Raw genomic sequence first — 24,440 nt, 5'->3', positions numbered from 1 at the left:
TCAAGCAAGGCATCCCTAAAGTTTTTAAAAACATGCTTGTTTTTTTTCCTATGGTTTCATTAAGATAGCGTGAATTGTTTTTGGATATTTTCTTCAGTGCAAAAAGCTAACAGACTAGACACTGCAAGCAGTGCTTTTTTTTCCTTAGGCTTTGTAGTCGCGCAGCTACGATACTCACCTTTTAGTCTGTTGTCGGCTCTGTCGAATATTGGTGCTTTATTCTTTTATTCAATTGGTTATGGACTATGGTTGCTTGCTTGTCAGTTGTACCCTAACTATCCGCGGCAAAAAGACCATTGGTATGGTTTTGCAGAAGTTAAGGATCAGCACATCATTGCAGCAGTAATAGGAGCAGCCGCTATTGCCTGTTGCATCGTAGGAATCTTGGTTCCTGCCGCCCTTGTGCCAGCAAGTTGGTTGTTCTTCCTAAGCAATGCGGTATGGTGTATCGCTGAGTATCACAAACAAAAAAATCCACCTAAAGACGATGACGAATACTCAGGAACCAAACAAAGTGCCTATGTGCGCTGTGCCTGCGTCAGCACATTAATGACACTGACACCAGCCATAGCAGCCACTATTTCCTTATTTTTTCCCCCGGCAGCGCTCATAGCATTTATAGCATCAACTACCCTCGGCGGTTGCTTAGGATCTGTTGCCATCTACTGTTGGGTAGAATATAACTTCAATTCGACTGACATCCCTCACAAAGAAAGCTATGAGGTATTTACCGAAACCCTTGGTTCTCCGAGGAAATCTGATGAGCTTCAACACGTGTCTCAAAGCCCCAAGAACGAAAAACATACCTCTCTATGGACAAAACCACCCACCATTAGTCCTGAAAAATCCTCGTCAGAGTTAAACTTATCCTTTGACCTGTAGCATTAGGGGAAAGAAAGTTGCCATCCTCATAATGCTCCTCGGGATCTGACTTATCCCCACAAATTTTTGTGATAACTTATTGTTTTTAAATAAAGCACATAATGCTTATATAGTGCCTACGTTCCGCGGCTTTGTCCGCGGAATCCATTCTGCGGGCTTGTGAAGATCGTTGAATGGATACCGCGCATAAAGCGCGGTACGTAGTGGTTTCAATTTCATGGGGATACATCAGCTCGTATAATGCTCTTTGGACATGAAGAATGACGCCGTTATATTTATTGCCTAGACTTAGGTTTCAGATAAAATGATGAGAGAGTCTGTCCAAAGGATAAAAAAGTTGCCTAATAAATAAGGATGTCTATTATGAGCAAGATTAGCGAGGAAGCTAGGAAAGCAATACAAAATTTAAGCAATGAACGTCTAAAAAATATCCTTCTTGCTCATCTTACAGATGATGCTCAAGATCAAACACAACTATTTACCAAGCAACACGCCTACGATAGACGTTTTCCAGATTTTGAGAGAGCAACCTACATCCTGCCTAGCGGTTTGACATTCGATCTTTTGCTAAATACGGTATATGTCTATGCACCAACTGCAGTTTGCCACGAATTAACGAACGCTCTTCTTGAATGTCAAGATACGGAAATTGTTAGTTTCCTATCTAAATCCAGTCAGCATCACAGTGATCCTAGAGCCAACGAATGGGTCATGGAAACAGTGATGAAATATGCTCCCGCAGAATCAAGAGCGCAAATCATACAAAAAGTGAAAACGTTCACGAATGAAAAAAACATCATAGATAGCCTTTTCGGAGATTTTTATAAGCGCGATTTTAATCATTTCATTCGTCTGTTAAATTTTGCGGATGAAGCAGCTTCTCTTTGTCTTATTGAGACCTTATCTACCCTTGATAAGCAGGTTTTATTTGGCCTTTTTCAAACATCCCCTTTCCCAGCTACGACTCATGATGCCTTAATCGATTTTTTTTCAACACGACCACCAGAAAAGCTAGCGTTCGCGGCTTTAAAATTGCTGTTTAAATTTGAGAGTGGTTATCTATCTAGATTGGTTTTTGGAGGTGGCTACTTCATTGGAAGTAGCAGCAATTTGCTGCATAGCATTTTTGAATCACAATCAGAGAACGTTGTTAGCGAAATTTTACTTTTTTTAATGCAAAAATTAAGCGAACAAGAAATCAAAAGCTTATTAATGCAAAAGGCAAGTAACGGCTCTCATAATACCCCTTTAGAGCTTGCCTTCCAACGCAAAGATAACATGGCGGTAGCAACAACAATAGCCAAAGCAATTTACCAAGTTCCTAATCTAAAGCCTCTACTGTCTGCTGTCTCCGTATCACAGTTTTATTCGGCTATGCACCTTGCAGCACAAAACAATAATACGGAGGTGATTACTTTTTTTGTTGAACACCCAGATGCCCCTATCGATCATACCGTTTATTCTCAATCCAGGACCATGATGGATCTCGCTAAAGAACAAGGCCATCAACCCACACTGAATGTCTTTCTGGCTTTAAAAATCTATCACTATATTTATCAGGCTGTGGATAAAGGCCCTCAATATGAAAGCTGGATTAAAGAGTTGCTCAGTCAAAACCCTGAAATTGTCCATTGTCGTTTCAGCGAGCAAAAAACACTTCTCTCCCATGCCGCGTCCAAAGGCCTTGCATCATTGGTCTCACTGCTATTGGAAATGGGGGCATTGCCAGAGCCAGATAGCAGAAACTTAACCCCAATTGACGAGGCACTAAAAAGCAATTTCTTGCAGGTCTTAAAAGCATTTACCAACTCGAAAATAAATCCTGAAATTATTGGTGAAGCACTCGTTCATTCACTTGCTAAAATAACTAAACCGACGCCCAGTTATCACGACCTAGGTCAAGCATTACAACAGACAAGCCAAAGTAACACCTGGGCAACTCAAATTGAAGATTATTGTTTTCAAAAAAATGACTGTTTTATTTTTCTGCTGTTTACGATAGCCGATTTATTATCAAAAACAGGCGAGGAAACACTGATTCAAGCTGTCAAAACCTTTGTTCTAGAAAGCTTACAAAAGCTAAACGGTGATGCGACCTATCTTGAGGCAAATGCAATCCAATTGCAGCTTGTCGTTTTACTTTTTTCCATGACGCCATGTCATTTTTTTTCATTGCTTTATTCTATAAATTTAGATGACAATGGCAAAAAAAAATTGCAATTGGTATTGTCTCGCGGATTAGTACAATCTGCTATTTTTTCTCGATTTACGCTTGAAGAACATCAGCTTTATTATAAATTTATCAGAGAATTAAGCCCGCAAGACGATCCTCTCCAAAGCATTGCTGCTATTCACTTTAAGTATTCACCATTATTCCTTCTACCAGCCATAATTCTCAGAGAACTAGCCGCATCCTTACCCGCTGAATCCTTATTGATTTGTAATGAACAACGACTTAACCCCTCGCTTATTGTTTTAACCATTGAAAAATTGCTGGAAAAAGATCCTGTTGATGAAGAAAAAATAAAAGGGCTATTTGCTAAGCTAGATAATGAATTGCAACTATTCAGTAAAAGCGCATCAATAAATCAAGCTGAGTTTCAGCAAATGCTAAATATCAGTTGTCATCCCAGGGTAAAAACACATATTAAAAAAAGTCTGATCACAAATAGTTCTCTCAAAGAAAAAGCAAAACTCCTCTGCACAAATTACAGAAAAAAAACCGTCATCATAGGTGATGGCTTATTGCATGACTTGCTTATGGAGTTCGCTAGCAATTCTGAATGGCTAAGCCAGAATGAAAATCATCGAGCTTTCATTGAACTTCTTACGACCTTAACGCCGGCGGATGTACAGAAGATAATTGGTAACCTACAGAATACACTACAGCCGCAGCGCGTGATTCTTGGCACATTAGCACCCGTTTTAATACCTTCCCCTACTCAAAACAACTTAAGCTTTTCCAATTGGATTTACAACCTTGAAAATAAAAGAAGACGGCTAGCAATCGCTCCTTTAGTCCACCATCTCGATTCTATGCAAGAACAAACCAGACAGTTACTTGCTCTCTTGGATAAAGAAAACCCCACGCCTCTGCAAACGTTCCTGAATAAATTAGCCGTCACTCTAGATGATTTGGCTACGAAATTATTTCAGACTCATCTTGCAAAAACCGGTCTGGTATGGAATGAAGATATTGCAGATGTCTTAAAAAAACTGGAACTAAATTTTGATACTGTTAAAAGAGCGTTGCAAAATAGCAGCGAGGTTTTGGATTTAAGAAATAAATTTCCACAAGAATATAGTCATTTTGACAACTTAATTTCTGCGGATAATGTCCATTCGCTTTGTCATCAAATCACTGTCATTCTGCAACAAATTGACACCGATAGTAATCAATTTGCAACAAACGTGGTCAATAAATTTGCAACCGAGCGAGATGGAAGTGATGTAACGCCATTTTTCGAACCTGATCCACAAGTATTTTCCACAGAGTTCACGGTCACCATGGCTACTCAATGCTCGAAAAAAACACAAATAATCAGTCAATGTGAGGAGCGTATTTTAGAGGGAGTTTTAGGCAATCCAGATCGCGCTCAGCTACTCCCACTACTTTGCGAGCGAGTGCAACGTTATGGCAGCTCTTCACATAAAAACCTTTTACTTGACAAGATGCCAGAGCTACTACAAACAACCTCCAAACAGAATTGGGTTAAAGTTAATCAACAGACCAATGAAATACTGATTGTAAGAGAGAACATTTCGCTTCTTTTATTAGATCTTCAAGTACTTAATCTTTCAACGTTTGAACTTAGTGAGTTATTGACCATTTTTTATGAGACCAAGGAAGAAATCCTTAATCAATTTGTAGCTTTTTGCTCTTCTCCCCAATTGTTTGATATTCGAAATATTGCAACGTATGTCTTGGAAGCAAAAAGGCAGCAAATTCCTTTGGACATCCTCAAATCGCAAAATCCACTTGCTTTCGGTGAAGATCTATCTCTATGGTTACAGCATAAACTGGAGGCCATAGAAAAACAGGCTATTCATGCCATGTCTTATAGAGTTATTGAAGCAGGATTGCTACGAGAACGTGAACCCGTTGGATCCCGTCTAGCTGCTTTGGATAGCGTCATTGAAGAGTATCATGTTAGTCCTAGTGCAAAAGCGTTCAACTTATTGATCTCCTCTTATTCTAATTTACTGCAAGCTAATCCCTCGATGGAAAGCCGTTCATTTCTCCTTTCTTTAAGCAACTTAATGAAAAAAATGAACGTCGAAACGATAAACGAAGCTATATCGCAAATGCCATCACCACTGGTAGAACATTTGGTTGCTCACTGTCTGGCGGGCTTAAACAGTGATGACCCTTCTCACGACCACGCTTGTAGACTGCTTTTGACTAATTTTTGCCAATTGCAATCCACCTCCAACAAACAAATGCTGGAACAAATTAAATGTCAGCTTGGCCAACAAGATTTAAGTCTCCTTGGTGAAAGTTCGCTGGTGGCAATTGCCCAAGATATTCTCAGAGCGAATGAGAGCGACCTCATGGACATGACCTTTAGTGGGATATGGATACAACGCCTGTTAACCTCGCCTCGTTTTGTAGCAGCTAGTAACCCACAGGTTATTAAGGCATTACTTGATCGTTATCGCCTTATTTCACTAACATTAAAACAAGATGAGTTTGACCAACTGAATCACTGGCTGAAAACAAAACTAGCCTTTCATGAACATCACCAGCAGAGCATGATCCGGCTTGAAAAATCGATCACGGTTAGCGATCCCAAGCGTCGAGAGTATTTCCTGCAAAAAAGAAAACGCCTTCTGGAGTTTCGTGCTGACGATAGTATCCGTGCTTTACTTACTCAATTGGAAGATCAGTGTATAGCGGAAAAACAAAGTAATCCTGAAATGGCTGAGGCTGCTTTGGATGTTCTATATACCCATTACAACAATAGTTTAACCAGCTTACGTTCCGATTTTCTCTTTAAGGTGGCGGATTTTATTGTTGGCCGTGTTTCTCGCAATAAAGGTGACCTGGAGAAAGCCCAAGATACGCTACTCAAATGGCTTTCCTATTATTTACCCCATAAAAATTTCGAGCAAACGGAGTTAACTCGAAAAACACATGTTACGCTCCATGATGCTGAAGGTACTCAAATTGGCTTTTTAAATGAGGGTAATCATGCCATGACGTTTATTGAAGATGAGCCCCGTTCACTCCTGGAGGTTCATGGCTCCTATGCTGGAATGCCACTTTATGATGATACTCGTTGTCTGATCGGATATTTGACCAGTTCTGGGGAAGTTAAGCGGGAAAATTTATTTCAGAAGGAAACCAGCGCCTTGTTAATCGCCAAAGTTCCTGCGGAGCAATTAAGCAAATCACCTGCCGCTCTTGAATTACTGATGACGGACGTTTTTACTGAAAATACCCTTGGGCAACTATACGCAAACAGTGAAGCTGATAAGCATGCTTGGATTGAAGAACAAATCTCTGCACACTTAACAGACACTAAAAAAATAATTCACAAAGACAACCTTGTGGTGATTGTGCAAAAACACTCTGCGAATGATACCTTTAGCCTGTTAGAAAAAATGAAATCAAAAGACAATGCGGCACAACTCTTTGAAGCGATATTAGATGATGAAGTCCAGCGCGATGAACTCTTTGATTCTAAACGACAAAACGCCGTGTTTTCATTTTTTGCACACAATAGTATTGAACAGCTTTTGGCTAATTATCTTTTAAAATATCATACTGCACCGTGGTTTAAGAATGGTTTGCAGTTATTTGCCAATTTTGCCCATACCCACTCACAGCCTGAATTACTAAGTAATGCCCTAACGGTACTTCAAAAGCGAACGTTTATACAGAAAAACATCACGGAAACCACTTATGATACCATCCTTAACAGCTTAATTGGTTCTGAAGCCTGCAGTAAAATCATATGGAACTCATTTCTTAATGGCCGTGACGACACCACAATTGATCAGATTGATTCTAAGTTAGGGGAAAATCTGAGTGGTTTTTTTTGGAAACACCATTGTATACCACTTATCAAAAGTGTGAATGAACAAAAAGATTGGTCGCGAAGCTCGCAGTATCGCATGCTTCTGCTTATCCTTGCCAAACAACGTAAGCAAATTTTTCAAGAGACCGAATTGCGTTATTCAGAAAAATTCGCCTGGTCCAGTCCTGAATTGCAGCAGGTAAGCCGTTTCGTTAGCCGCCATCTACGTCAACCCCAAAATCCCGATGCCAATCTGCACATGGGCAATAAGTTAATCAGTCAGCTGCTTTTCCGTTGCGCCAATTTTGGTCAAGTAGAATTGTTTTATGATAATAAAGGTCGGCTTGATGAGACTATCGCTGGGAAAATTATTGAACGTTCCTACCTTGATGCGATTGCTGCAAGAGATTATTTGCCAACAGCAATTAGAAATACCATTGACGGTATTGTTTCCCAGTTCAAAAGCTGGTTTGATGATAAACATCAAGAAAATGAACAATTAAGACAACTACTCAAACAAAATCAGGCGTTAATAGATTGGAAACAACTCTGTCAGCAAAGCTGGAATGTAAGCGACTCTACAACCGCTTTACCAGCAATTAGTGCTTATTTGCTGAACTATTCTGGTAAACCTGAGGCTTTAACACGATTGGTTAAGGACTATTTTGCAGCCAAGCCATTGCGAAGCGATCCGAAAAAACGCCAAGCTGTTTCCCAGGTCATGGCAAAATTCCCACAAAGGGATATAAGTAGTTCCCTATTTTTGATCCTTGAGGAAATTTTTACAGATCATCCGCAATTATTAGACCGCACGATGTTAACTCATATGGCTAAATTTTATACATATAAGTACAGTAAAAAAGAAGAGAAATCGCCAGAAATGGAAATTGAGCTGATAAAGCACTTTGGTTTGCAAAAAAAGTATCAGCTTGTGCAGCAATGTTGTGAATTATTAACTGGCTCCAAATCAAACGCATCGTATGAACAGCTCTTACAAAAAATACAACTTGAGGCTAAGGTAGAAGGACAATTAAGTAAATACTTAAGTTCTTGGTTTTTTAGTGTTATTTGTTTTTTCAAACGCTGGTGGCATTATGGTTTTGGTGGCGAAAAAAAATCCTCAAATTTGGTTAATTTCTGCGATGCACAGACCGATTATACCCACCCTGTTGGGCATTCAGAGAAAATTAAGACCCCAGTTCTTAGTGGACAGACCATAGCAACACAGTTAGAAACCGCTAAAAAGCTTAAAGCTCTTCGTGAACGGTATTCACAATTTCTTAAAAAATATCCACCGAAGGAAACCAGCAACTCTAAAAAACTCTTCCATGCTAAGGATGAATACAACGTTCCCAGAAACCCTATTTACGGAACAAAAGACAAAAGTACGCTCACCTTTTTTGACAACCTACCCAGCAACGATAACTTAGGCAACAATCCCTCTCATTTTGCAACAACGGGAATTCCTGAGGTTTTTGCTTAGAGAAAGTACCTTGGGAAACGGCCCCTGGTTTTAAAATTTCAACTATAGTTAAATTAGGGAGTCATTTGGAGAAACGTGATGAAAAGAGTTCTTCCACTTGCAACCTTGATCATTGCTAGTGCAGCTTTTGGTTTTCAACCAAATAGCACGAGCCCACAGAATCCAAGCATTCTCTTTTATCCGAGTTTGCAGGAAGGCTATGAATTGAGTCCTTTTAATCGCCCACCACAAAATAACGTTCTAACAGGCAATGACAAATCGACAACAACCTTCGATCAAAGTGGCTATATGGATACTACTCCCGTTGATGATACGGGTACAGAGAAAGATATTTATCATAAGCTACAACCTAATTGGGTAGTACCGATTCCATACTAAACTGACCTTTCGGCAAGCGTGCGTAACTAAAGACAAGTAGGTTGCTATACCTAATTCAGGTTATTAGACAGGTCTTCCTGAACCAACAAGTTCTTTTTCCCATTGTGCAAGCTCTGACCCTGCCTTATAGGTGGATTCCAAAAACATATACAAGTCTTCTTCGGGGTTTTGAGATTTTTGGACGTCATCATAATCAAGTATAAATAAACCCATGGAACTATCCCATCGTGCGGCGGCAGGTTTGATCTGACTTTGCTCAATTCCGTTTGGTTGTGGGTAAGTAAATGAATAATATGCCGGGCGAGGATAGTTTACACTTCCACTCCACCATCCCGTTTCAATCTGAGTTTCATTCATTGCATTTCGACGAATATATTCGGCATTGATTCCTGTGGTAGGAACAGAAACTCCCTGGTAACGCGCATCTCTCAAATCAAAAGTGCCCCACATCAAACCAATAGGCGGTGTTTTACCATTAAATTTCGCATGATATCGCTGCATAACCCGATATGAACTAACTAAGATTCGCCACCATGCGTTAGCAAGTGTCGTGCTGTAAGTCCGTTGTTTTGTGTCTTTATTAAAAGGGATGGGAGAGGCAATTTCCTGTGGCATAAGATTTATTTCTATTTTTATACCCGTCTCAGACAATAGCTTAAACAATGATTGCGTAAATTCAGCCACAGACATGGAGTGCAACTTAAATTCATTCATAGATTGCCAGCTGGTAGTGCAAATAATTATATGAGCAATGAAATCAATGTCTATTGAAAAGATTCCTGTGTCATATGGAATCGGGCCCGTTGTGAGACCACGACTGGTTATCCAAAGCGGGACATTTGCCCATTGTGGTTCAAATGGAGTGGTTAATTTTAATTTGCCAATAACCTGCATGCCCATATGCAATAAATATGCTGTTGGCACAAAATCTTTATAAGGTAGCTCAGGCCATGGTTCATATTTAAATTGTTGTAGTCCGTCCATATGTATTTCCTTATACAATATGTGTTAATTATAAATGATTATACAAGGTAGGAATTCATCAACTACCGTAGCCTGGCTGCTTGCAGCCAGGATCTACTGATGCGTACAGTTAATGCAAGCAGCCAGATACGCAAATTTTTAGAGGCAGAGATAACGATACCCTAGACTTGTAAGCCCAATTGATAATGAGTATAGTCTCCCACCTATCTAGGAGTAATACATGGTCGAGTTAACAAAAGCAATGATAAGGCATGCAAGGGAAGTCTTGGAGAATGCTTATGCACCCTACTCCAATTACAAAGTGGCTTCATGCTTATCTAGTGAAGATGACAATTTCTATGTCGGCGTTAACGTGGAAAATGCCGCCTATGGCCTGTCTGTTTGTGCTGAAACATCAGCCATTAGCCAGATGATTGCAGCAGGAAAAAGAAAAATTAAACATCTTGTTGTGCTCAACAATGCTCATGTTATTTGCTCACCATGTGGAGCTTGTCGTCAGCGAATTTTTGAGTTTTCTACACCAGAGACAACAATTCATTTATGTAATGGGGAGAGTGTAATAGAATCCATGCGTATTGATGAATTATTACCCAATGCTTTTAGATTTAAACCTTAAGCAGGACTAACAACCATGACGCAAACAAATATGACTTCCGCCCATTTAGCCGCGGAACAAATAAAGAAAAAGGTTCCTCACTTCAAGCCGGTTATAGGAATTGTCTTAGGATCAGGTTTGGGCAGTTTTGCTGAGCAATTAGAAGATGCCGTTTCCATTCCTTATGAAGAACTACCAGGCTTTCCTAAACTGACCGTACAGGGACATGGGGGGAAGCTGGTTTTGGGGTATTTGTCAGGAGTGGGTGTAGTGTGCCTCCAAGGACGTGCTCACACTTATGAGGGAAATAGCTACGACGCGGTGAAAACGTATGTGCGCACCCTGAAATTGCTCGGATGTGAGTATTTTTTTGCCACCAATGCTTCTGGTTCACTTCGTGAAGACGTTGGCCCAGGTGAATTGATGTTAATCACGGATCACATTAACATGCAACCTGGGAATCCTTTGGTTGGTGCGAATGACGATGAATTTGGTCCTCGCTTTTTCCCTTTAGATAATGCCTATGATCAAGAGACTCGAGAAAATTTATTGCATATTGCCCATAAAGAAAACATTTCTCTCAATCAAGGTGTGTATCTTTCAGTCCTAGGCCCTAACTATGAAACCGCCGCCGAGATCAGAGCATTTCGCATTCTTGGGGCTGATGCTGTGGGAATGTCAACCGTACCTGAGGTTTTAGTAGCTAATCATTGCGGAATGAAAGTTGCGGTCATTGCAACGATAACAAATTATGCAACCGGTCTTGCCCATACTAGCCATAGCCATGAAGCGGTAGTCCTTATGGCCTCTAAGGGCGCCGAAAAACTCAATCGCCTGCTCAAACATTTTATCGAGAACTTAGCATGACTCTCGAAAGCCAATTTTTAGCGGCTCTTGGCTCCATGAATGAAGCTGCCTGGGATACCGTAGAGCTTAAATCTAAAGCCATTTCATTGATTGATTTAACTTTACTTAATGAAGCAGCTACTGCTCAAACGATACAGTCTCTTAAGCATAAGGCTCGTACCCATCATGTGGCAGCTATCTGTGTTCTGCCACAACATATACAGCTGCTTGCTCCTGCAGAGCCCATCAAAGTTGCTACAGTGGTTAACTTTCCTACCGGTAATGCAACAACCAGAGAAGTGCTATCAGAGATTGATGAAATCACAGCAAATACAATCATCGATGAAATAGATTACGTTTTCCCCTACCAAAGTTATTTAGCAGGAAAACAAGCGTTTGCGCTATCGCAATGTCAGCAGGTCTATTCTCATTGTAAGAAGCATGAGCTAACCTTCAAAGTAATTTTAGAAACAGGCGCTTTGCCTAACTTAGATTGCATTTATCAGTTAAGTTCAGAAGTGATCATGAATGGCTGCGATTTCTTGAAAACTTCAACGGGCAAAATAAGTAAAGGGGCTAGTCCTGCAGCAGCGTTTGCCATGCTAAAGGCTATACACGATAGCAAACGCCCTTGTGGCTTTAAGGTTTCCGGGGGCATCAGACAGCCTGCGCAAGCTTGTACCTATATATGCCTCGCTAAGCAAATGCTTCATCGTGAATTAGATCCATCTTGGTTTCGCATTGGCGCAAGCAGTTTACTAGATGCTCTGGTAGATAAATTCGGGACCATTCATTAAACTGTTAAACTGGGTCATTCTCGCGTAGGCGGGAATCTATTCTGGAATGGCATGAGGCTTTAATCAGGATGGATCCCCGCCTGCGCGGGGATGACATAAAGCGAGGATGCACATAAAATGAGTCGATACCTCAGTCCTTGGGCTTTGGGCGGGGACGGATATCAAAAGGCGTTGGCGCTGTTGGCTTGTTTTCTTCATTTGACAACACTGCCTGAACAAGTGCCGATGGTCCCACATTTTTGTCTCGTAGCTGTAAGGCAGCATCTGGATGATGTGGCAGTAAATTTTTATTCATCAATCGCGTAATAAACAAATCAAAATACTGAGGATTAGGAATCTTAATGGATAGTGTATTGTGATCCCGCACCATCGTGATAGGTCCGATTTCTATATTCTTTGCTTTTAGCTCCATCTTGAAGTTATTTAACTCATCCTCGATGGCATCAAAAAGCGCATCTAAGTCGTTTTGCTCATCTTCCTTTAAGTCCTTCTTGCCTTGGAGTACCAATGAGCCATTCTCCATGTCAAGTGTAATTTTCAACAGAGGATTTTCAAATTTAAAAATCAGATCTGCATCTTCTTCTAGGAACCAAACCTGACTTTCGTTCAGGTATTCTATAAGTGCCGGAACAGGCGAAAGCTCTAAATGATACGGAGCACTCCCCGCACGTGAAGCGTCATCCTTTAGATCATTAGAAGAGTCTGAACCACCTCCCCCTCCACTACCGCCTCCACCACGGCAACGGCAAACAGGAAGACGCTTTGCACGACAAATGCCACAGGGATTTGTTTTAATTGCGCGCTCCCGCTCATCTTTTTCCATATCTGGTTTTGCAGAATTAGTTGACATATTAAAAACCCATGCTGTTAATTGAGGAAAATTATAAGAATAAAACGATATTGTATTTTAATAATACAGTATATTTTGCAAAAAATTTACACTTGCACTAGGGTCTGGTGACATTTTGCTTTAAAGATGAAAAGGAATCCCTTTCTGATTCTTACATTGTTCGATAACAATATGATTTGCAGCTAAAAAATTTTTGAGTTCTTCATATTGGTAAAAATAGGTTACCCCCCACGAAACACCATAAGAATGAGATTGACTTTCAAAAAAATAAAAATGTCCGGGATCAGACCGATCATAGCGGATAAATTTTCCAGAAGCACAAACAAAATCATTGGGTTGCGCACTGTAATATTTTGCCTGTTGTTGACGATATTTATTACTTATACTGCGCTCCTGAGATAGGGCATAGATTGCCGGAAGCAAACAAATGAGAGGAATAACTAAAATAACCATTGAATGAATAGTACCTTTTGCAAATTTGCGAGAAAAATATAGACAAAAGAATACAATCAATGGATATAGCCAGATGTAGTAACCCCAAATTTGCACACCTATTTTTGTTCTCATTTCCTCTGCTTCTGGCCCGCCGCACAGCCCTGCATAACAAGCATAGGCAATCAGCGCATAGGGAACGATCAATAAAGATAGCCACAAGAAGGTGATCAAAATAGTCCGAAAAAAAGCGTACATACTAGATATCCTCCTCCCATTCGTTATCGACTACGAATAGCTCGTAGTTCGGGTATTCAAATAACAACGAATCACGGCAATCATCAAAGGCACAACTCCAAACACAATAAAGATTAAATCGGCAGGTGTCCGCAGCCACTCAATAAGTCGCGCGGATTTCTGGCCAGTATAATCCAGGCTTCTGGCATGCCAATATCCATTATTTAAAACATCCAATAATTGGAGAACACCGCCAGGGAATAAACTGGAAACCAACATCAGAAAAAGACCAAGATTTAAGCCAATAAAAGAAATTTTTACGTACTTTTCCAGCTTGTGCCATTGGGAGTCGCTAGAAACATGGCGTATTGAAAAAACAAGCAGGGCCATTGCCAACATCCCAAACACACCCATCATGGCGGCATGACCATGGTTAGGTGTAAGCATTGTGCCAATTTCAAAATAACTGACGATAGGCAAATTAATGAGAAAACCAAAAACACCAGCACCCACGAAGTTCCAAAAACCCACCGCCATAATAAAATAAAAAGTCCATTTATGTGGAATATGAACATGCTCACCCGAAGGTAAACGCTCCATCTCGGTGACTCGGATAAAATCCCAAGCATCTAGTGTCAGCAGTGTTAATGGAATCACTTCCATAGCGGAAAAAATAGCGCTTAAAGCCATGTTAGCCTCGCTATGACCATTAAAGTACCAGTGATGACCAGTTCCCACTACTCCGCCGCCAAAATACAAGATGGCATCCAAATAAATAACGCGGGTGCCTGTTGCTCGAGTCACGACACCAAGCCCCATTAATATCAAAGCGACCAATACTGTAACGAAGAATTCAAAAAACCCTTCAACCCATAAATGGATAATCCAGAACCGCCAGGTATCTACGATGGAAAAATGAGTAGCACTATCAAAAAACATGGCGGGCAAATAGAAAAGCGGGATGGCAAGCGCTGCAAAAAAGAACAAACGAGAAATTTCCGATAATTCAGGGTCGTTCAACACTGGAATGATATTTCTCACCAACAAAACTAGCCAGAAAACCAATCCTATTGCAAGACCTATCTGCCATACACGGCCAAGCTCTAAATATTCCCAACCTTGCTGACCAAACCAAAACCAGTATTTGCCCAGCCACTGAAATGTGCCGGCCCACTCCCCTAATAAACTACCCACTACAACAATAAATAGCGCAGTAAACAGCAGATGAATAAGCTGCGTTTGATATTTTGCTTCGCGACCGCCTAACTCACGGGATAATAACAAAGCACCCGCCACATAAGAGGTTGCTATCCAGAAAATAGCGAGTTGTAAATGCCAGGTACGCACTACATTACTTGGAAATATTTCTGATATATCGTAACCATAAAAATCGCCTGGTTCCGCACGGTAATGCGCAGTTAGTCCGCCTACCAGAGTTTGTGCCAAAAACAGGAACATCACGATAACGAAAAATTTTATTGTAGCTCTTTGGCTGGAAGTCGGTTGGCCAATTTTAAATCGCGGAAGGATTTTTTCCTTACTTCGCTTCCATCCCAGATAGTCAAATTTCCCAAATGCCAGCAACACTAGAGCCGTTCCGCCGAGTAATGCGATCAAACTGATGGCGCTCCAAAAAGTAGCAGCGCCACTTGGCAAATTTCCTGCTTGCGGATCGTAGGGAAAATTATTGGTATAGGTAACGGACTGTCCGGGTCTATTTGTGACAGAAGCCCAAGCAGTCCAGGCAAAAAACGCTACTAAATCATTTAACTCATCACCTTTTGTAATAAAATTCGCTGGCAAACCACCATTCCCCGACGATTTTGCAAAATAACGCGCCCACCAATCTATCTGGTTATGATAGGATACGGCTTCTCCTTCAGTATAAATCAATCGGCCAGTTTGGGGATCATAACGATTCTTTTTTAGTGCGCTACGAGTGAGAGAACGCACAATCGTTTGTTCTTCCTCATTGAGTTGGTCAAATGCCCGCTGATACTGCTTTTCGGAGATAGTTTTATCCATTGTTTGCGTCAAATTATGTAAATAGTTTGCTGAAAAATCCGGACCAAGATAAGCACCATGCCCCCAAACGCTACCATTGTCCATCAAACCATATTTGAGAAAAACGGCCTGCCCGGCCATAATATTTTTTTTACCAAAAAGCACATTGCCCTGAGGATTCATCACCTTTTCAGGAATTGGAGGCGCATCTTGATAGACCTTGGTCGTGAGCAAAAGAAGAATTGAAAATCCAATAGCCATGGTAATCAGCACGGCTCTTCGCCACCAAGGTGATGTCTCTTCAGTATTCCCATTTGATTTAATTGTTGTTTGCATTCAAATTCCTTTTGCCTATATATCCTCTGGTGTGCATCCTCGCATGCCTCATTTCTATCAGTAAGCATTAAAATAATACAAAATTAGGCGGCCACACTGTAGTAATAGCAATCCACATTATTAACCCATACCAATGGTTGGATGAAAATGCTCTTAAGCAATCTGCTGGTTTACGTTTGCTTAGAAGCTTTTGTTGATAGAGTAAATTTAAGCCCGCAATTCCCCAGCAAAACCAAAATGACAATGACGTCAACATCACGCCTAGAGGCAGCCAGCAAAAATGAAATAGGAACTGCAAGATAGCAATAATCAACTTGTCATAAGCGGCAAAGAGAATGGCAGTCGATTTGACACCAATGCGTAAATCATCCTCACGATCAACCATCGCATATTCCGTGTCATAAGCGATAATCCACAGGAAATTAATCAGTAATAAGATTAACATTGTTTTGTCGGGCATACGATTTGAAGCCGCATAGGCCATTGGAATACCCATTGAAAACGCGATGCCAAGAACAAGCTGTGGGCTTTGGAGAAAGCGTTTACAGAAGGGATATAAAACAGTAATAGATACGGCCATTAAAGCGTAATAAAAGCAAACCTTGGGCAATTGCAGCAAAATCAGCAATGAAACAAACAGTAACATACAAAGTAAAACCAAAGCTTCAAGCAAACCCACGTCCCCAGCGGTCAAAGGTCTGTTTTTTGTGCGTTGAACATGCAGGTCAATGTGTCTATCAGCAATATCATTCACCACACAGCCCGCCGCGCGCATGAAAATAGTGCCTAGCAGGAATAAAACAATTAATGGCAGAGGAGGGCTACCCTGATGAGCAAGCCAAAGCGCCCAAGCAGTCGGCCACCATAGGAGCAAAATGCCTATTGGCCTATGAAAACGCATTAATTTTAAATAGGCTCGCCAGTTCAACATCTTATCCTTATTACGCCAGGCAAAAGTATTTCTACAAGATAAAATGGATCATCTTTCATTAATGAAAACACGGATAACCGGGCCCAGAGATAATCACATCGCTCTGTCAAGAAATCACAACACCAATGATATTCTAAGGAAGATGAATTAACAGGATAATAAAACATCTGATGACGTTTAACTGCAGCCGTATTAAAAATGATACTCCCTAAAGATTCTTGCTTTAATCTGGCAAAAAATCCAGGATTAGCTTGATAAGAATGTTCAGGAATAATCGTTCTAGCGTACCAACAAGTTGTATCATTAGCACACATCAATATTTCTCGATGAATCACTAATTGTGAAGGGGATAAGTCTAAAATAAATCTATCCCACCAGATTGGACTATTCCAGCGTTGCTTAAGAACGCTTAGCTTGGCTTCCCCTACCTCCCTTTTTAGTTTGTCAGTTAACGATTGTTCATATATAAGCCAAGGTAACAATTCTGCAGGTGGACTGCAAGCGAATGTTAGTAGTTTTGTGGCTTCAATGAGCATGATTGATAGGTTGCCTGAATAAAAATGGTAAGATTATATAGTATTTGCTCTGCTAAAGAACTATTATCCAAAAACCGAATTACCGTGGCTTAACCACGGTATCCAAAGAGCTTCAATGATCATGGATACCGTGGTCAAGCCACGGTAATTCGATATCTAAAGGTCAAGCGATAAAAACTTGATGATTTAAGCAATAGACCCCTAACTCACTCTACAGCTTGCTTGCTCACTCGGCCAAATCGATTAACCACTAATTTTACCTGCTTAGATTGCGCGGTGAGGAGAGCAAAATGTCCCGTTGTAGCCGCATGTTTTAAATCGCTAGAAAATAAAAGGTAAGCATTCGATTGAAACCCCCTCCATCTCACTCGCAATCTTGGATGATGCCATTGCCATTGATGAATAACCTGATCCCCTGGTTGGTATTTGTGGTTCTTGTTATCAACAAAAAGAATCATGCCATAAGACCAATCCTCAGTGCCTGACAAGGGGGCTAAAGCCAAGCGACTTCCATGAAGTAAAGCCATATCTCTGGCATAATGTATTGCCATCGTTATTTCATTCTCCACAGTCTCTAATTGATTCCTGGTAAGAAGAAATACACCAGACGGAAGGCTAATAAGAAACAATAGACCTAACACTATCAAGCAGCATATTAACTCGAAGAATGTCAAACCTTGCATCTTTTTCACGATTTTTCCGCTAAGAATTGTTTTACAGCCCTGAGATCAATATAAGCTTTTTTCTTATCGATGGGGTTGCGCAATAAATAAGCTGGGTGATAACTCACCATAAACGGGAAGTTATTGTATTTGTGAATCTGCTGACGCAACTTATTGAGAGGTAGTAATTGATTCATTAAAAACTGGCCAGCAAATCGACCGAGTGCAAGAATGAGGTGTGGGTTAATTAATTCAATTTGTCTGGTCAGATAAGAACTGCATTGAGAAATTTCTTCCGGTTTGGGATCGCGATTCTCAGGGGGCCTGCACTTCAAAACATTAGCAATATAAACATCGTTCTCAGTTAAACCAATGCTTTGCAGCATTTGATTTAATAACATACCGGCCTTCCCCACAAAAGGTAGACCCTGTTTGTCCTCATAAAAGCCTGGGGCTTCCCCAATAATCATTAATTTTGCCTGAGGATTCCCACGAGAAAATACTGTTTGGCTGCGTGTTTTATGTAACACACATCGCTCACAGGAGGCCACTTGTAGTGCTAAATGTGATAACTGAGCTGTGCAGGAAGAAGAGTGTTTGCGTTCAAGCCAAACGTCCACGCCCATGGTTTGCAAATAATAAGGATGCAGTGTATGTGACATGTAAAAAATCAAAAAACATTAATAATCAATTATGACAAATTAAGTTACGCTTGCGAAGGGAATAGTAGTCGGGAATACCCCTCTTGCAAAATAACCACCTATATCGACAATCAGTCAGATACAATAAGATAAACGGCGCTTAGTATAATGGAGAATGCTTAAGAATTTCTTAGCAATGTAGGCCGGGTGAAACGAAGTGAACCCGGGTTGCGGTCCTTCGGACCTCCACCCAGGCTTGTATCTTTAAAAAGTGGGCAGAAAAGCTTAATCTCAAGGGCACTTGGGATGGGAGAAGAGATCTTGTACCCAGGCAAGGCATAAAGCCTGATGTGTAGATTAGGACCTTCTCCCCACTTATCAATCGACCGAACAGTATCTTAGGCCGCTCTCATCAAAGTAAGCCTGTATTTGCAAGCTTGGTCAACGATAAATAACCCCAAGTATTTTTACAGCCATTGGAGATTAACATGAGTGCATATGAATTTGTAGGTATTGATATTGCCAAGGATAAATTTGATAGTGCTCTAAGCATCGATAATCGCTATAAACATGCTGTCTTCTCAAATTCAAAGAAAGGCTATGAAGATTTCCTTAAATGGCTTAATCAATATGCATCATCTCCTTGGGTGTGCATGGAAGCAACAGGTCATTATAGTGAGGGACTTGCTGATTTCTTAGTGGAGAAAGGTGTTCGCGTCAGTGTTGTAAATCCCTTCCAGGTTAAGAGTTTTGCTAAAGCCTGCCTAGCCCGTAATAAAAATGATACGATTGACGCTAAAATCACCGCTCAATTTTGTCAACGAATGGAACCACGCATTTATCAATCCAGCTCTGCAGAGCAAAAGGAAATCAAAGAATTAACCAAAGTATTGGATATGTTGAAAGTTCAGGTTATTCAATTAACAAACCAACTGCATAGTATTAGAGGTCGTGCGGCACAGAAAAGCTTAAAGAAAATGATAGAAAAACGTAAGCAAGAAATAAAAGCGATTCAACAACAAATTGATGAGTTAATTAGCAATAATCAACAACTTCAAGAAAAATTGGACTTGTTACTTTCTATCAAAGGCATAGGCAAACTCACTGCTTATTATGTGCTGGCACGAATGCCTGATATCCAGTGCTTTCAAACAGCCAAACAATTTGCCGCCTATATAGGTATCACCCCCAAACAACATCAATCCGGCTCTCTCATTGGCAAAACAACTCTCTCAAGACTCGGAGATAGTCGATTAAGAAAGGCTCTTTACATGGCTGCTTTAGTCGCCAAACGCTACAATAAAGCTTTGGATGGCTTTGTCAAAAGACTCCAATGCAATGGAAAAACTCCAAAAACTATAATTTGTGCCGTGATGCGTAAATTGGCTCATATCATTTTTGGAGTCCTAAAAAATAAGCAACCTTTTAACGAAAATTTAGGTTGCTTTTGAAGACAGTATCTACATTGCTTACTTTGGCTGGATAGTCAGCTCGATCGGTTCATTAGAGGAATTTATCAGAGCCTTTTTTTGCTCCAATTCGGCTTTTAACTCTTGGTATCTGGTACTCATATCTGCAATTACCTTTTCTGGCTGAGCTTGCTTAATCTTTACGTCTAAGTCATCGATTTCTTTTTTTAGTTCAGCAAGCTGTGTGCCTAAAGAAACTGATGGTTTACTTGCATATTTTTTTGCAAACTCTTCATATAAAGCATGTTGAGTTTCAACAAAGCTGAGAACCTCTTGGAAGGTGCTAATATGATTATCAATGTCTTTTTTTAACTGTTGTAATGATGCTTCCGCCTGCGCTATACGCGCAAGACGCAAGTTACGCTCAGTTTCACGTAAGAGTTTATTATAGGTGGTATAACCAGCTCCCTTTTCAAAGAATACCATGCTTTATACTCCAGAAAACTATACATTGCTACTATCTAATTTTGTACTTAAATCTAACTTTTCGCCTTCAGGTTCTACTTCTTTTTTCTTAGTCACAACAACATCGGTTGATGATATACCAGTCGGTACACCCTTAACAGCTTTTTCTGCAGTATCCAGAGAGGAATCGTCTACGACCACCTCTACCTTGTGTTGCATCTGAACAAATTTTTCATGATCAACCACAAGCGATGATTCCTCATCATCCTCAATCACAAGAGGTTTCTCTTCAACCGCCACTACTGCGGCTTTCTGCACTGTTTCAAAGAGCTTATTAAACTCGTCTTCACTAAAATTCGCACCCAAAATTGCCCGCATGACGGCTTCAGAATCATTTGGTAAGTCAACCTCTAGATTTCCTGCAACTTCAGCCAACATTTCAATGGTAATTTTCCCCTTACCAAACTGACTAATGTCAATATTAGGATTAATCTCTTTAAGTTTTCTTTGAAAATTGGCATTAACTGATAGGCTTTCTTGTTCTGCCTCCAATTCTTGCTGATAAGTGGATAACTTATTTTCATCTACGCCCACTTTTATCGCGCTTGCCCCTGCCGTAATAGCAGCACCTCCCCCTACGACCGCGGTAACAATGGTCGTTATCAATCCTAAAGTCAAACCTAGAGGAGCAAGAACACCCGTTAAAATTAAAATAGCACTGACCAAAAAAAGTAGTGATATGACAATACCGGTGAGAGGGCCAGCATTTCTACGTAGAAATGACTTTTCTGCCTCTTTATCCATTGCCTCATCATGAAGGCTTAGTTCGTATTCGTGATACCAAGGACGTAATTCTGATTCATACCACCCTAGAGCTTTAACGACGTTTTGTTTTTGCTTTTGTATCAAGGCCTCTTTTACGATTGCTACTTGCTCACTTGTTAGCTCCTTCCATTGCTTTTGATTCAAAACTGTTTTTATTACGTCTTGATGTTTCTCTTTTAACTCATTCCAATGCTCTTTTTGCAAAATCTCATCGACAAGTGGCCACTCTCTGTCCGGAAGATCTAACTGCCATTTCTTTAAACCTTTTTTTAGGGTTGTAAATTCCTCGTCAGATAATTCCCCTTGCTCGTCCCAAGCCTTTTTGATTGCCACTTGTTCCTTGGTTAACTCATTCCAACTCTCCATCTTTGCATATTGGCTCTTTAGGGAGCTAACTTTACTTGTTTCGTTATCTTCACGTTCAGGCTTATAGTGGGGAATTAATTCTTTTAGTTTTTCAATATCAACAAGCCCGTCTCTTATAAAGATACCGTCTAGTTCTCTTTGAATTTGTTTGGAGTTCAAAAAATCGTAAAATAAAGCAACAGCAGTCTGAGAACTATCTAGTTGATCACCCTGTTTGCTTTTAATAATATCTTCAGGGCTTAGAATTAGTACCTCTCTGTCTTTAGGCTCACCAGTGGGGTTTCGTATAACAGCTGCAGTCCAAAGTTCAGGATCTAATTTTGAGTAATGAATGCTTACACCGCAAAGAACTCCATCATCATCATAAAAGGAAAAACTTAAGTTATCTCTGTTGTCACCATGATAATAGCTCTTTTCGTTAGTCGAAACCCGAGTCTCTTCTGTGCGTGGAACAACCCCTTCTTTTACTTCCTCTTTGGGGAATTTATCACTAATCATGATGAACGTTTGAAGAATCGTTAGATAGAATGAACCCGTCATGTTTCCTTGAGAAAAGGATCTGGATGCACTTGGAGACAACCAGGTGGCCAGATAGTCGTCATAAGTGCGACCATTTGATGGAACGAAAGTGTTGCGAGATAAGTCTTTTAAAATCTCAAAAGAGGGGTTCGGAGAATGTGCTAACCAAGCTTGTTTATTCTGAGGCCCATATGCATTGAGATCTCTATCCAAAACACTGTCATAAGTACCAGTAATTACTCTAACTTTAGGCATGATATTCAACCTATTTATAGCTACTATTAAGGAAAACTATAGCATGTCAAGCTTAAGGAAAGATTAAAAAATAAGCAGATTTTTTTCAAATCTTTAAATCCTTACAAATTTCCTCACTTACGTGCCTGATATTTGCTCCAAAGCTCTTTCACAGGACCATCTATCGTTAGCAGCTCTGATGTTTGCCCATCGGCAATGATTTCACCCTGATCAAGCATGATGATACGATCAAATTGTGGCAGTAAATGCAGCCGATGGAGTGAAACAATCATCGTTGCATCGTGATAATTGCCAATGACACCCGAAAGTATCTTTTTCTCCGTTGCCAGATCAACACTGGATGTCGGTTCATCCATTAAAATCAATGAACTAAACCGTGCTGCAAACAATCCGCGTGCCAGCGCAAGCCTTTGTTTTTGACCGACTGAAAGGTTTAGCCCTTTTTCTCTGATATCTGTTTCAAGCCCCAAAGGAAGTTTTTCTAAAATGGGCAAGAAACATGATAATTTAACCACCTTTTCAATGACGTTTGGTTCTGCTTCGAGATCCATGGTGATATTAAAAGCAATGGTATTCTCAAAAATTTCTGGTTCTTGCGGAATCAATGTTGTGATGGCATGCATGGGTTCAAGTGAATTAAATTCAATGCCGTCTATCAGAAGCTTGACGTTGTCAGGGACATATAGACCCGACAAGAGGTTAAGTAAGGTACTTTTTCCCGCACCACTTGAGCCAATTAAGGCAATTTTTTCGCCGCGGTTAATGGTTAGATTTAAATGGCGGATAATAGCATGTTCGTGACCATTATGTGAGAAATTGAGGTCAACAATCGCTATCTTATGCCATTTTTCAGCGACAGAGGCACCAGGTATGCGGTGAGCCAAGCGATGAATATCATCAAGAATCGGCTGCACACCCCTAACGTCTGTATTCATACGCACTAATTCACTGTAATGCATACTCAAACTATAAAAGACTTCGCTGAGATCCCACTGATAGCGAAAAATCATCACCACGGTGCCAATCAGAACAGCATCTGCCGCTTTTAAATGGTAAACAATATACCCAATTAAAATAATCGACTGCGCAACAGTCAATAACATGTTCATTGCAAACCATTTTACTTCATTGAGCACAGCCTCTCTTCTAAAGAATGGCCAAATGGCCAACAGTCGCTGAAATAGATTGTGTTGAGTTAATTGTGCCAGGCGAAGCGTTAACACGGTGGTGATGTTACTAATGTAATCGAACAGTCCTGCTCCAATATGATTTTCAACGTCATTTTCAGACTCATACAATGGAATTAATTTGCGATCGAATAAAATAACCGTCATTGCGGCTATCACACAGGAGAGAGCACTTAAAATGCCCACAGGTAATGAAATCCAAAACAAGAAGGCGATAGAAACAACAAATTTTATGATGATTTCTATATAAATAAATTGCTCTTCGGCAAATCGCTTTAGTGAGGAAGCAGAACGATTTAATCGGGTAATGATATTGCCGGAATGATGATCTTGATGCCACTTTAAGGGTAACTGTGTGAGTTTTTTATAAATATCCAATAGAAAAGATTGCTGAACTTTTAAAGCCACTTTACGCTCAACAACTCGCGCGGGTCCATGAAAAATCCAAAAAAGAGGATGCAATACAACACCAAAAACAAGCCAGAAAATGACTTCATGCAGTCTTCCTGGCTGAAAATGTTGTAATACATCGATTGTTCTACCAAAAGCATAAGGGTTTAAACCCATTAAACTTTGCGCCACAATATAAGCTAAATAATAACCAACAATTGTGCGGCGCCAGGGTTTACCATTTTCCCAGACTGTTTGGATTAAATTAAAATATGGGTTCATAGGGTGATTATCTTGGAAAACTTCTTATGGCTTAAAAATACTATTTGATCATACCCGTTAAGAATAAGCAATTTAAATAAAGATAGATAGTATTTCTCTTTGCGCAGACAGATTGCTCATATATTTGT

General features: G+C 40.3%; 18 protein-coding genes. 7 read left to right on the top strand and 11 right to left on the bottom strand.

The annotated features are described in order from the left end of the window. The first annotated feature begins 96 nt into the window (after positions 1 to 96). From CKV79_RS05320 to CKV79_RS05310, 3 genes are all read left to right on the top strand, one after another. Positions 97 to 882: a hypothetical protein gene (locus CKV79_RS05320; RefSeq protein ID WP_035915918.1), complete on the top strand. Its 786-nt coding sequence runs from the start codon at positions 97 to 99 to the stop codon at positions 880 to 882. Between the two features lie 363 nt (positions 883 to 1,245). Beyond that, on the top strand, positions 1,246 to 8,385 hold the full coding sequence (locus tag CKV79_RS05315; RefSeq protein WP_028373904.1) for an ankyrin repeat domain-containing protein: 7,140 nt from the start codon (positions 1,246 to 1,248) through the stop codon (positions 8,383 to 8,385). 78 nt (positions 8,386 to 8,463) lie between these two features. Next, a complete protein-coding gene (locus CKV79_RS05310; protein ID WP_028373903.1) occupies positions 8,464 to 8,763 on the top strand; it encodes a hypothetical protein in 300 nt (99 codons plus the stop codon). Positions 8,764 to 8,826: 63 nt separating this feature from the next. On the opposite strand, the gene CKV79_RS05305 is transcribed toward CKV79_RS05310, so the two are convergent. Beyond that, positions 8,827 to 9,747: a DUF5996 family protein gene (locus tag CKV79_RS05305; protein WP_028373902.1), complete on the bottom strand. Its 921-nt coding sequence runs from the start codon at positions 9,745 to 9,747 to the stop codon at positions 8,827 to 8,829. Positions 9,748 to 9,967: 220 nt separating this feature from the next. Between CKV79_RS05305 and cdd the strand changes: the two genes are divergently transcribed. From cdd to deoC, 3 genes are read left to right on the top strand one after another with little or no spacing between them, the layout of a single operon-like run. Continuing rightward, positions 9,968 to 10,363 (top strand): cytidine deaminase, encoded by a 396-nt coding sequence (gene cdd, locus CKV79_RS05300; protein WP_028373901.1) that lies wholly within the window; start codon positions 9,968 to 9,970, stop codon positions 10,361 to 10,363. Positions 10,364 to 10,378: 15 nt separating this feature from the next. Further along, on the top strand, positions 10,379 to 11,209 hold the full coding sequence (locus tag CKV79_RS05295) for a purine-nucleoside phosphorylase (protein ID WP_028373900.1): 831 nt from the start codon (positions 10,379 to 10,381) through the stop codon (positions 11,207 to 11,209). Further along, positions 11,206 to 11,985 carry a deoxyribose-phosphate aldolase gene (gene deoC / locus CKV79_RS05290; RefSeq protein ID WP_051546218.1) on the top strand — a complete coding sequence of 260 codons (780 nt, stop codon included), beginning with the start codon at positions 11,206 to 11,208 and terminating at the stop codon, positions 11,983 to 11,985. Before CKV79_RS05295 ends, deoC begins: the two co-directional genes overlap by 4 nt. Positions 11,986 to 12,115: 130 nt before the next feature. Here the strand turns inward: deoC and CKV79_RS05285 are convergent, their stop codons facing one another. From CKV79_RS05285 to CKV79_RS05255, 7 genes are all read right to left on the bottom strand, one after another. Next, the gene (locus CKV79_RS05285; protein WP_028373898.1) at positions 12,116 to 12,835 is read right to left on the bottom strand and encodes a hypothetical protein; all 720 of its coding nucleotides are present in this window, start codon (positions 12,833 to 12,835) and stop codon (positions 12,116 to 12,118) included. A 120-nt stretch (positions 12,836 to 12,955) separates the two neighbouring features. After that, positions 12,956 to 13,525, bottom strand: a complete 570-nt coding sequence (locus tag CKV79_RS05280; RefSeq protein ID WP_028373897.1) for a hypothetical protein — start codon at positions 13,523 to 13,525, stop codon at positions 12,956 to 12,958. 30 nt (positions 13,526 to 13,555) lie between these two features. Next, positions 13,556 to 15,844 (bottom strand): nitric-oxide reductase large subunit, encoded by a 2,289-nt coding sequence (locus CKV79_RS05275; protein WP_051546217.1) that lies wholly within the window; start codon positions 15,842 to 15,844, stop codon positions 13,556 to 13,558. Between the two features lie 67 nt (positions 15,845 to 15,911). Then, positions 15,912 to 16,775 (bottom strand): 4-hydroxybenzoate octaprenyltransferase, encoded by an 864-nt coding sequence (gene ubiA, locus CKV79_RS05270; RefSeq protein WP_081778105.1) that lies wholly within the window; start codon positions 16,773 to 16,775, stop codon positions 15,912 to 15,914. Next, entirely contained in the window at positions 16,769 to 17,311 is a 543-nt protein-coding gene (locus tag CKV79_RS05265) for a chorismate--pyruvate lyase family protein (RefSeq protein WP_051546216.1), read from the bottom strand. The genes ubiA and CKV79_RS05265 overlap by 7 nt, the downstream gene beginning before the upstream one ends. Positions 17,312 to 17,517: 206 nt before the next feature. Beyond that, entirely contained in the window at positions 17,518 to 17,862 is a 345-nt protein-coding gene (locus tag CKV79_RS05260; protein WP_028373895.1) for a GspH/FimT family protein, read from the bottom strand. Positions 17,863 to 17,999: 137 nt separating this feature from the next. Further along, entirely contained in the window at positions 18,000 to 18,635 is a 636-nt protein-coding gene (locus tag CKV79_RS05255) for a uracil-DNA glycosylase (protein ID WP_028373894.1), read from the bottom strand. Between the two features lie 467 nt (positions 18,636 to 19,102). On the opposite strand from CKV79_RS05255, the gene CKV79_RS05250 reads away from it, so the two are divergent. Further along, the gene (locus CKV79_RS05250; RefSeq protein WP_058387152.1) at positions 19,103 to 20,065 is read left to right on the top strand and encodes an IS110 family RNA-guided transposase; all 963 of its coding nucleotides are present in this window, start codon (positions 19,103 to 19,105) and stop codon (positions 20,063 to 20,065) included. Positions 20,066 to 20,083: 18 nt separating this feature from the next. Here the strand turns inward: CKV79_RS05250 and CKV79_RS05245 are convergent, their stop codons facing one another. From CKV79_RS05245 to CKV79_RS05235, 3 genes are all read right to left on the bottom strand, one after another. Next, the gene (locus CKV79_RS05245; RefSeq protein ID WP_028374106.1) at positions 20,084 to 20,509 is read right to left on the bottom strand and encodes a hypothetical protein; all 426 of its coding nucleotides are present in this window, start codon (positions 20,507 to 20,509) and stop codon (positions 20,084 to 20,086) included. A gap of 18 nt (positions 20,510 to 20,527) precedes the next feature. Continuing rightward, entirely contained in the window at positions 20,528 to 22,453 is a 1,926-nt protein-coding gene (locus tag CKV79_RS05240) for a hypothetical protein (RefSeq protein ID WP_028374105.1), read from the bottom strand. A 113-nt stretch (positions 22,454 to 22,566) separates the two neighbouring features. Continuing rightward, positions 22,567 to 24,312, bottom strand: a complete 1,746-nt coding sequence (locus tag CKV79_RS05235; protein WP_028374104.1) for an ABC transporter ATP-binding protein — start codon at positions 24,310 to 24,312, stop codon at positions 22,567 to 22,569. Positions 24,313 to 24,440 lie beyond the last annotated feature (128 nt).

The sequence above is a fragment of the Legionella lansingensis genome, from assembly GCF_900187355.1.
Taxonomy (GTDB): domain Bacteria; phylum Pseudomonadota; class Gammaproteobacteria; order Legionellales; family Legionellaceae; genus Tatlockia; species Tatlockia lansingensis.
The sequence above is the reverse complement of the archived record's forward strand: the minus strand, read 5'-3'. Positions and strand labels throughout refer to the sequence as shown.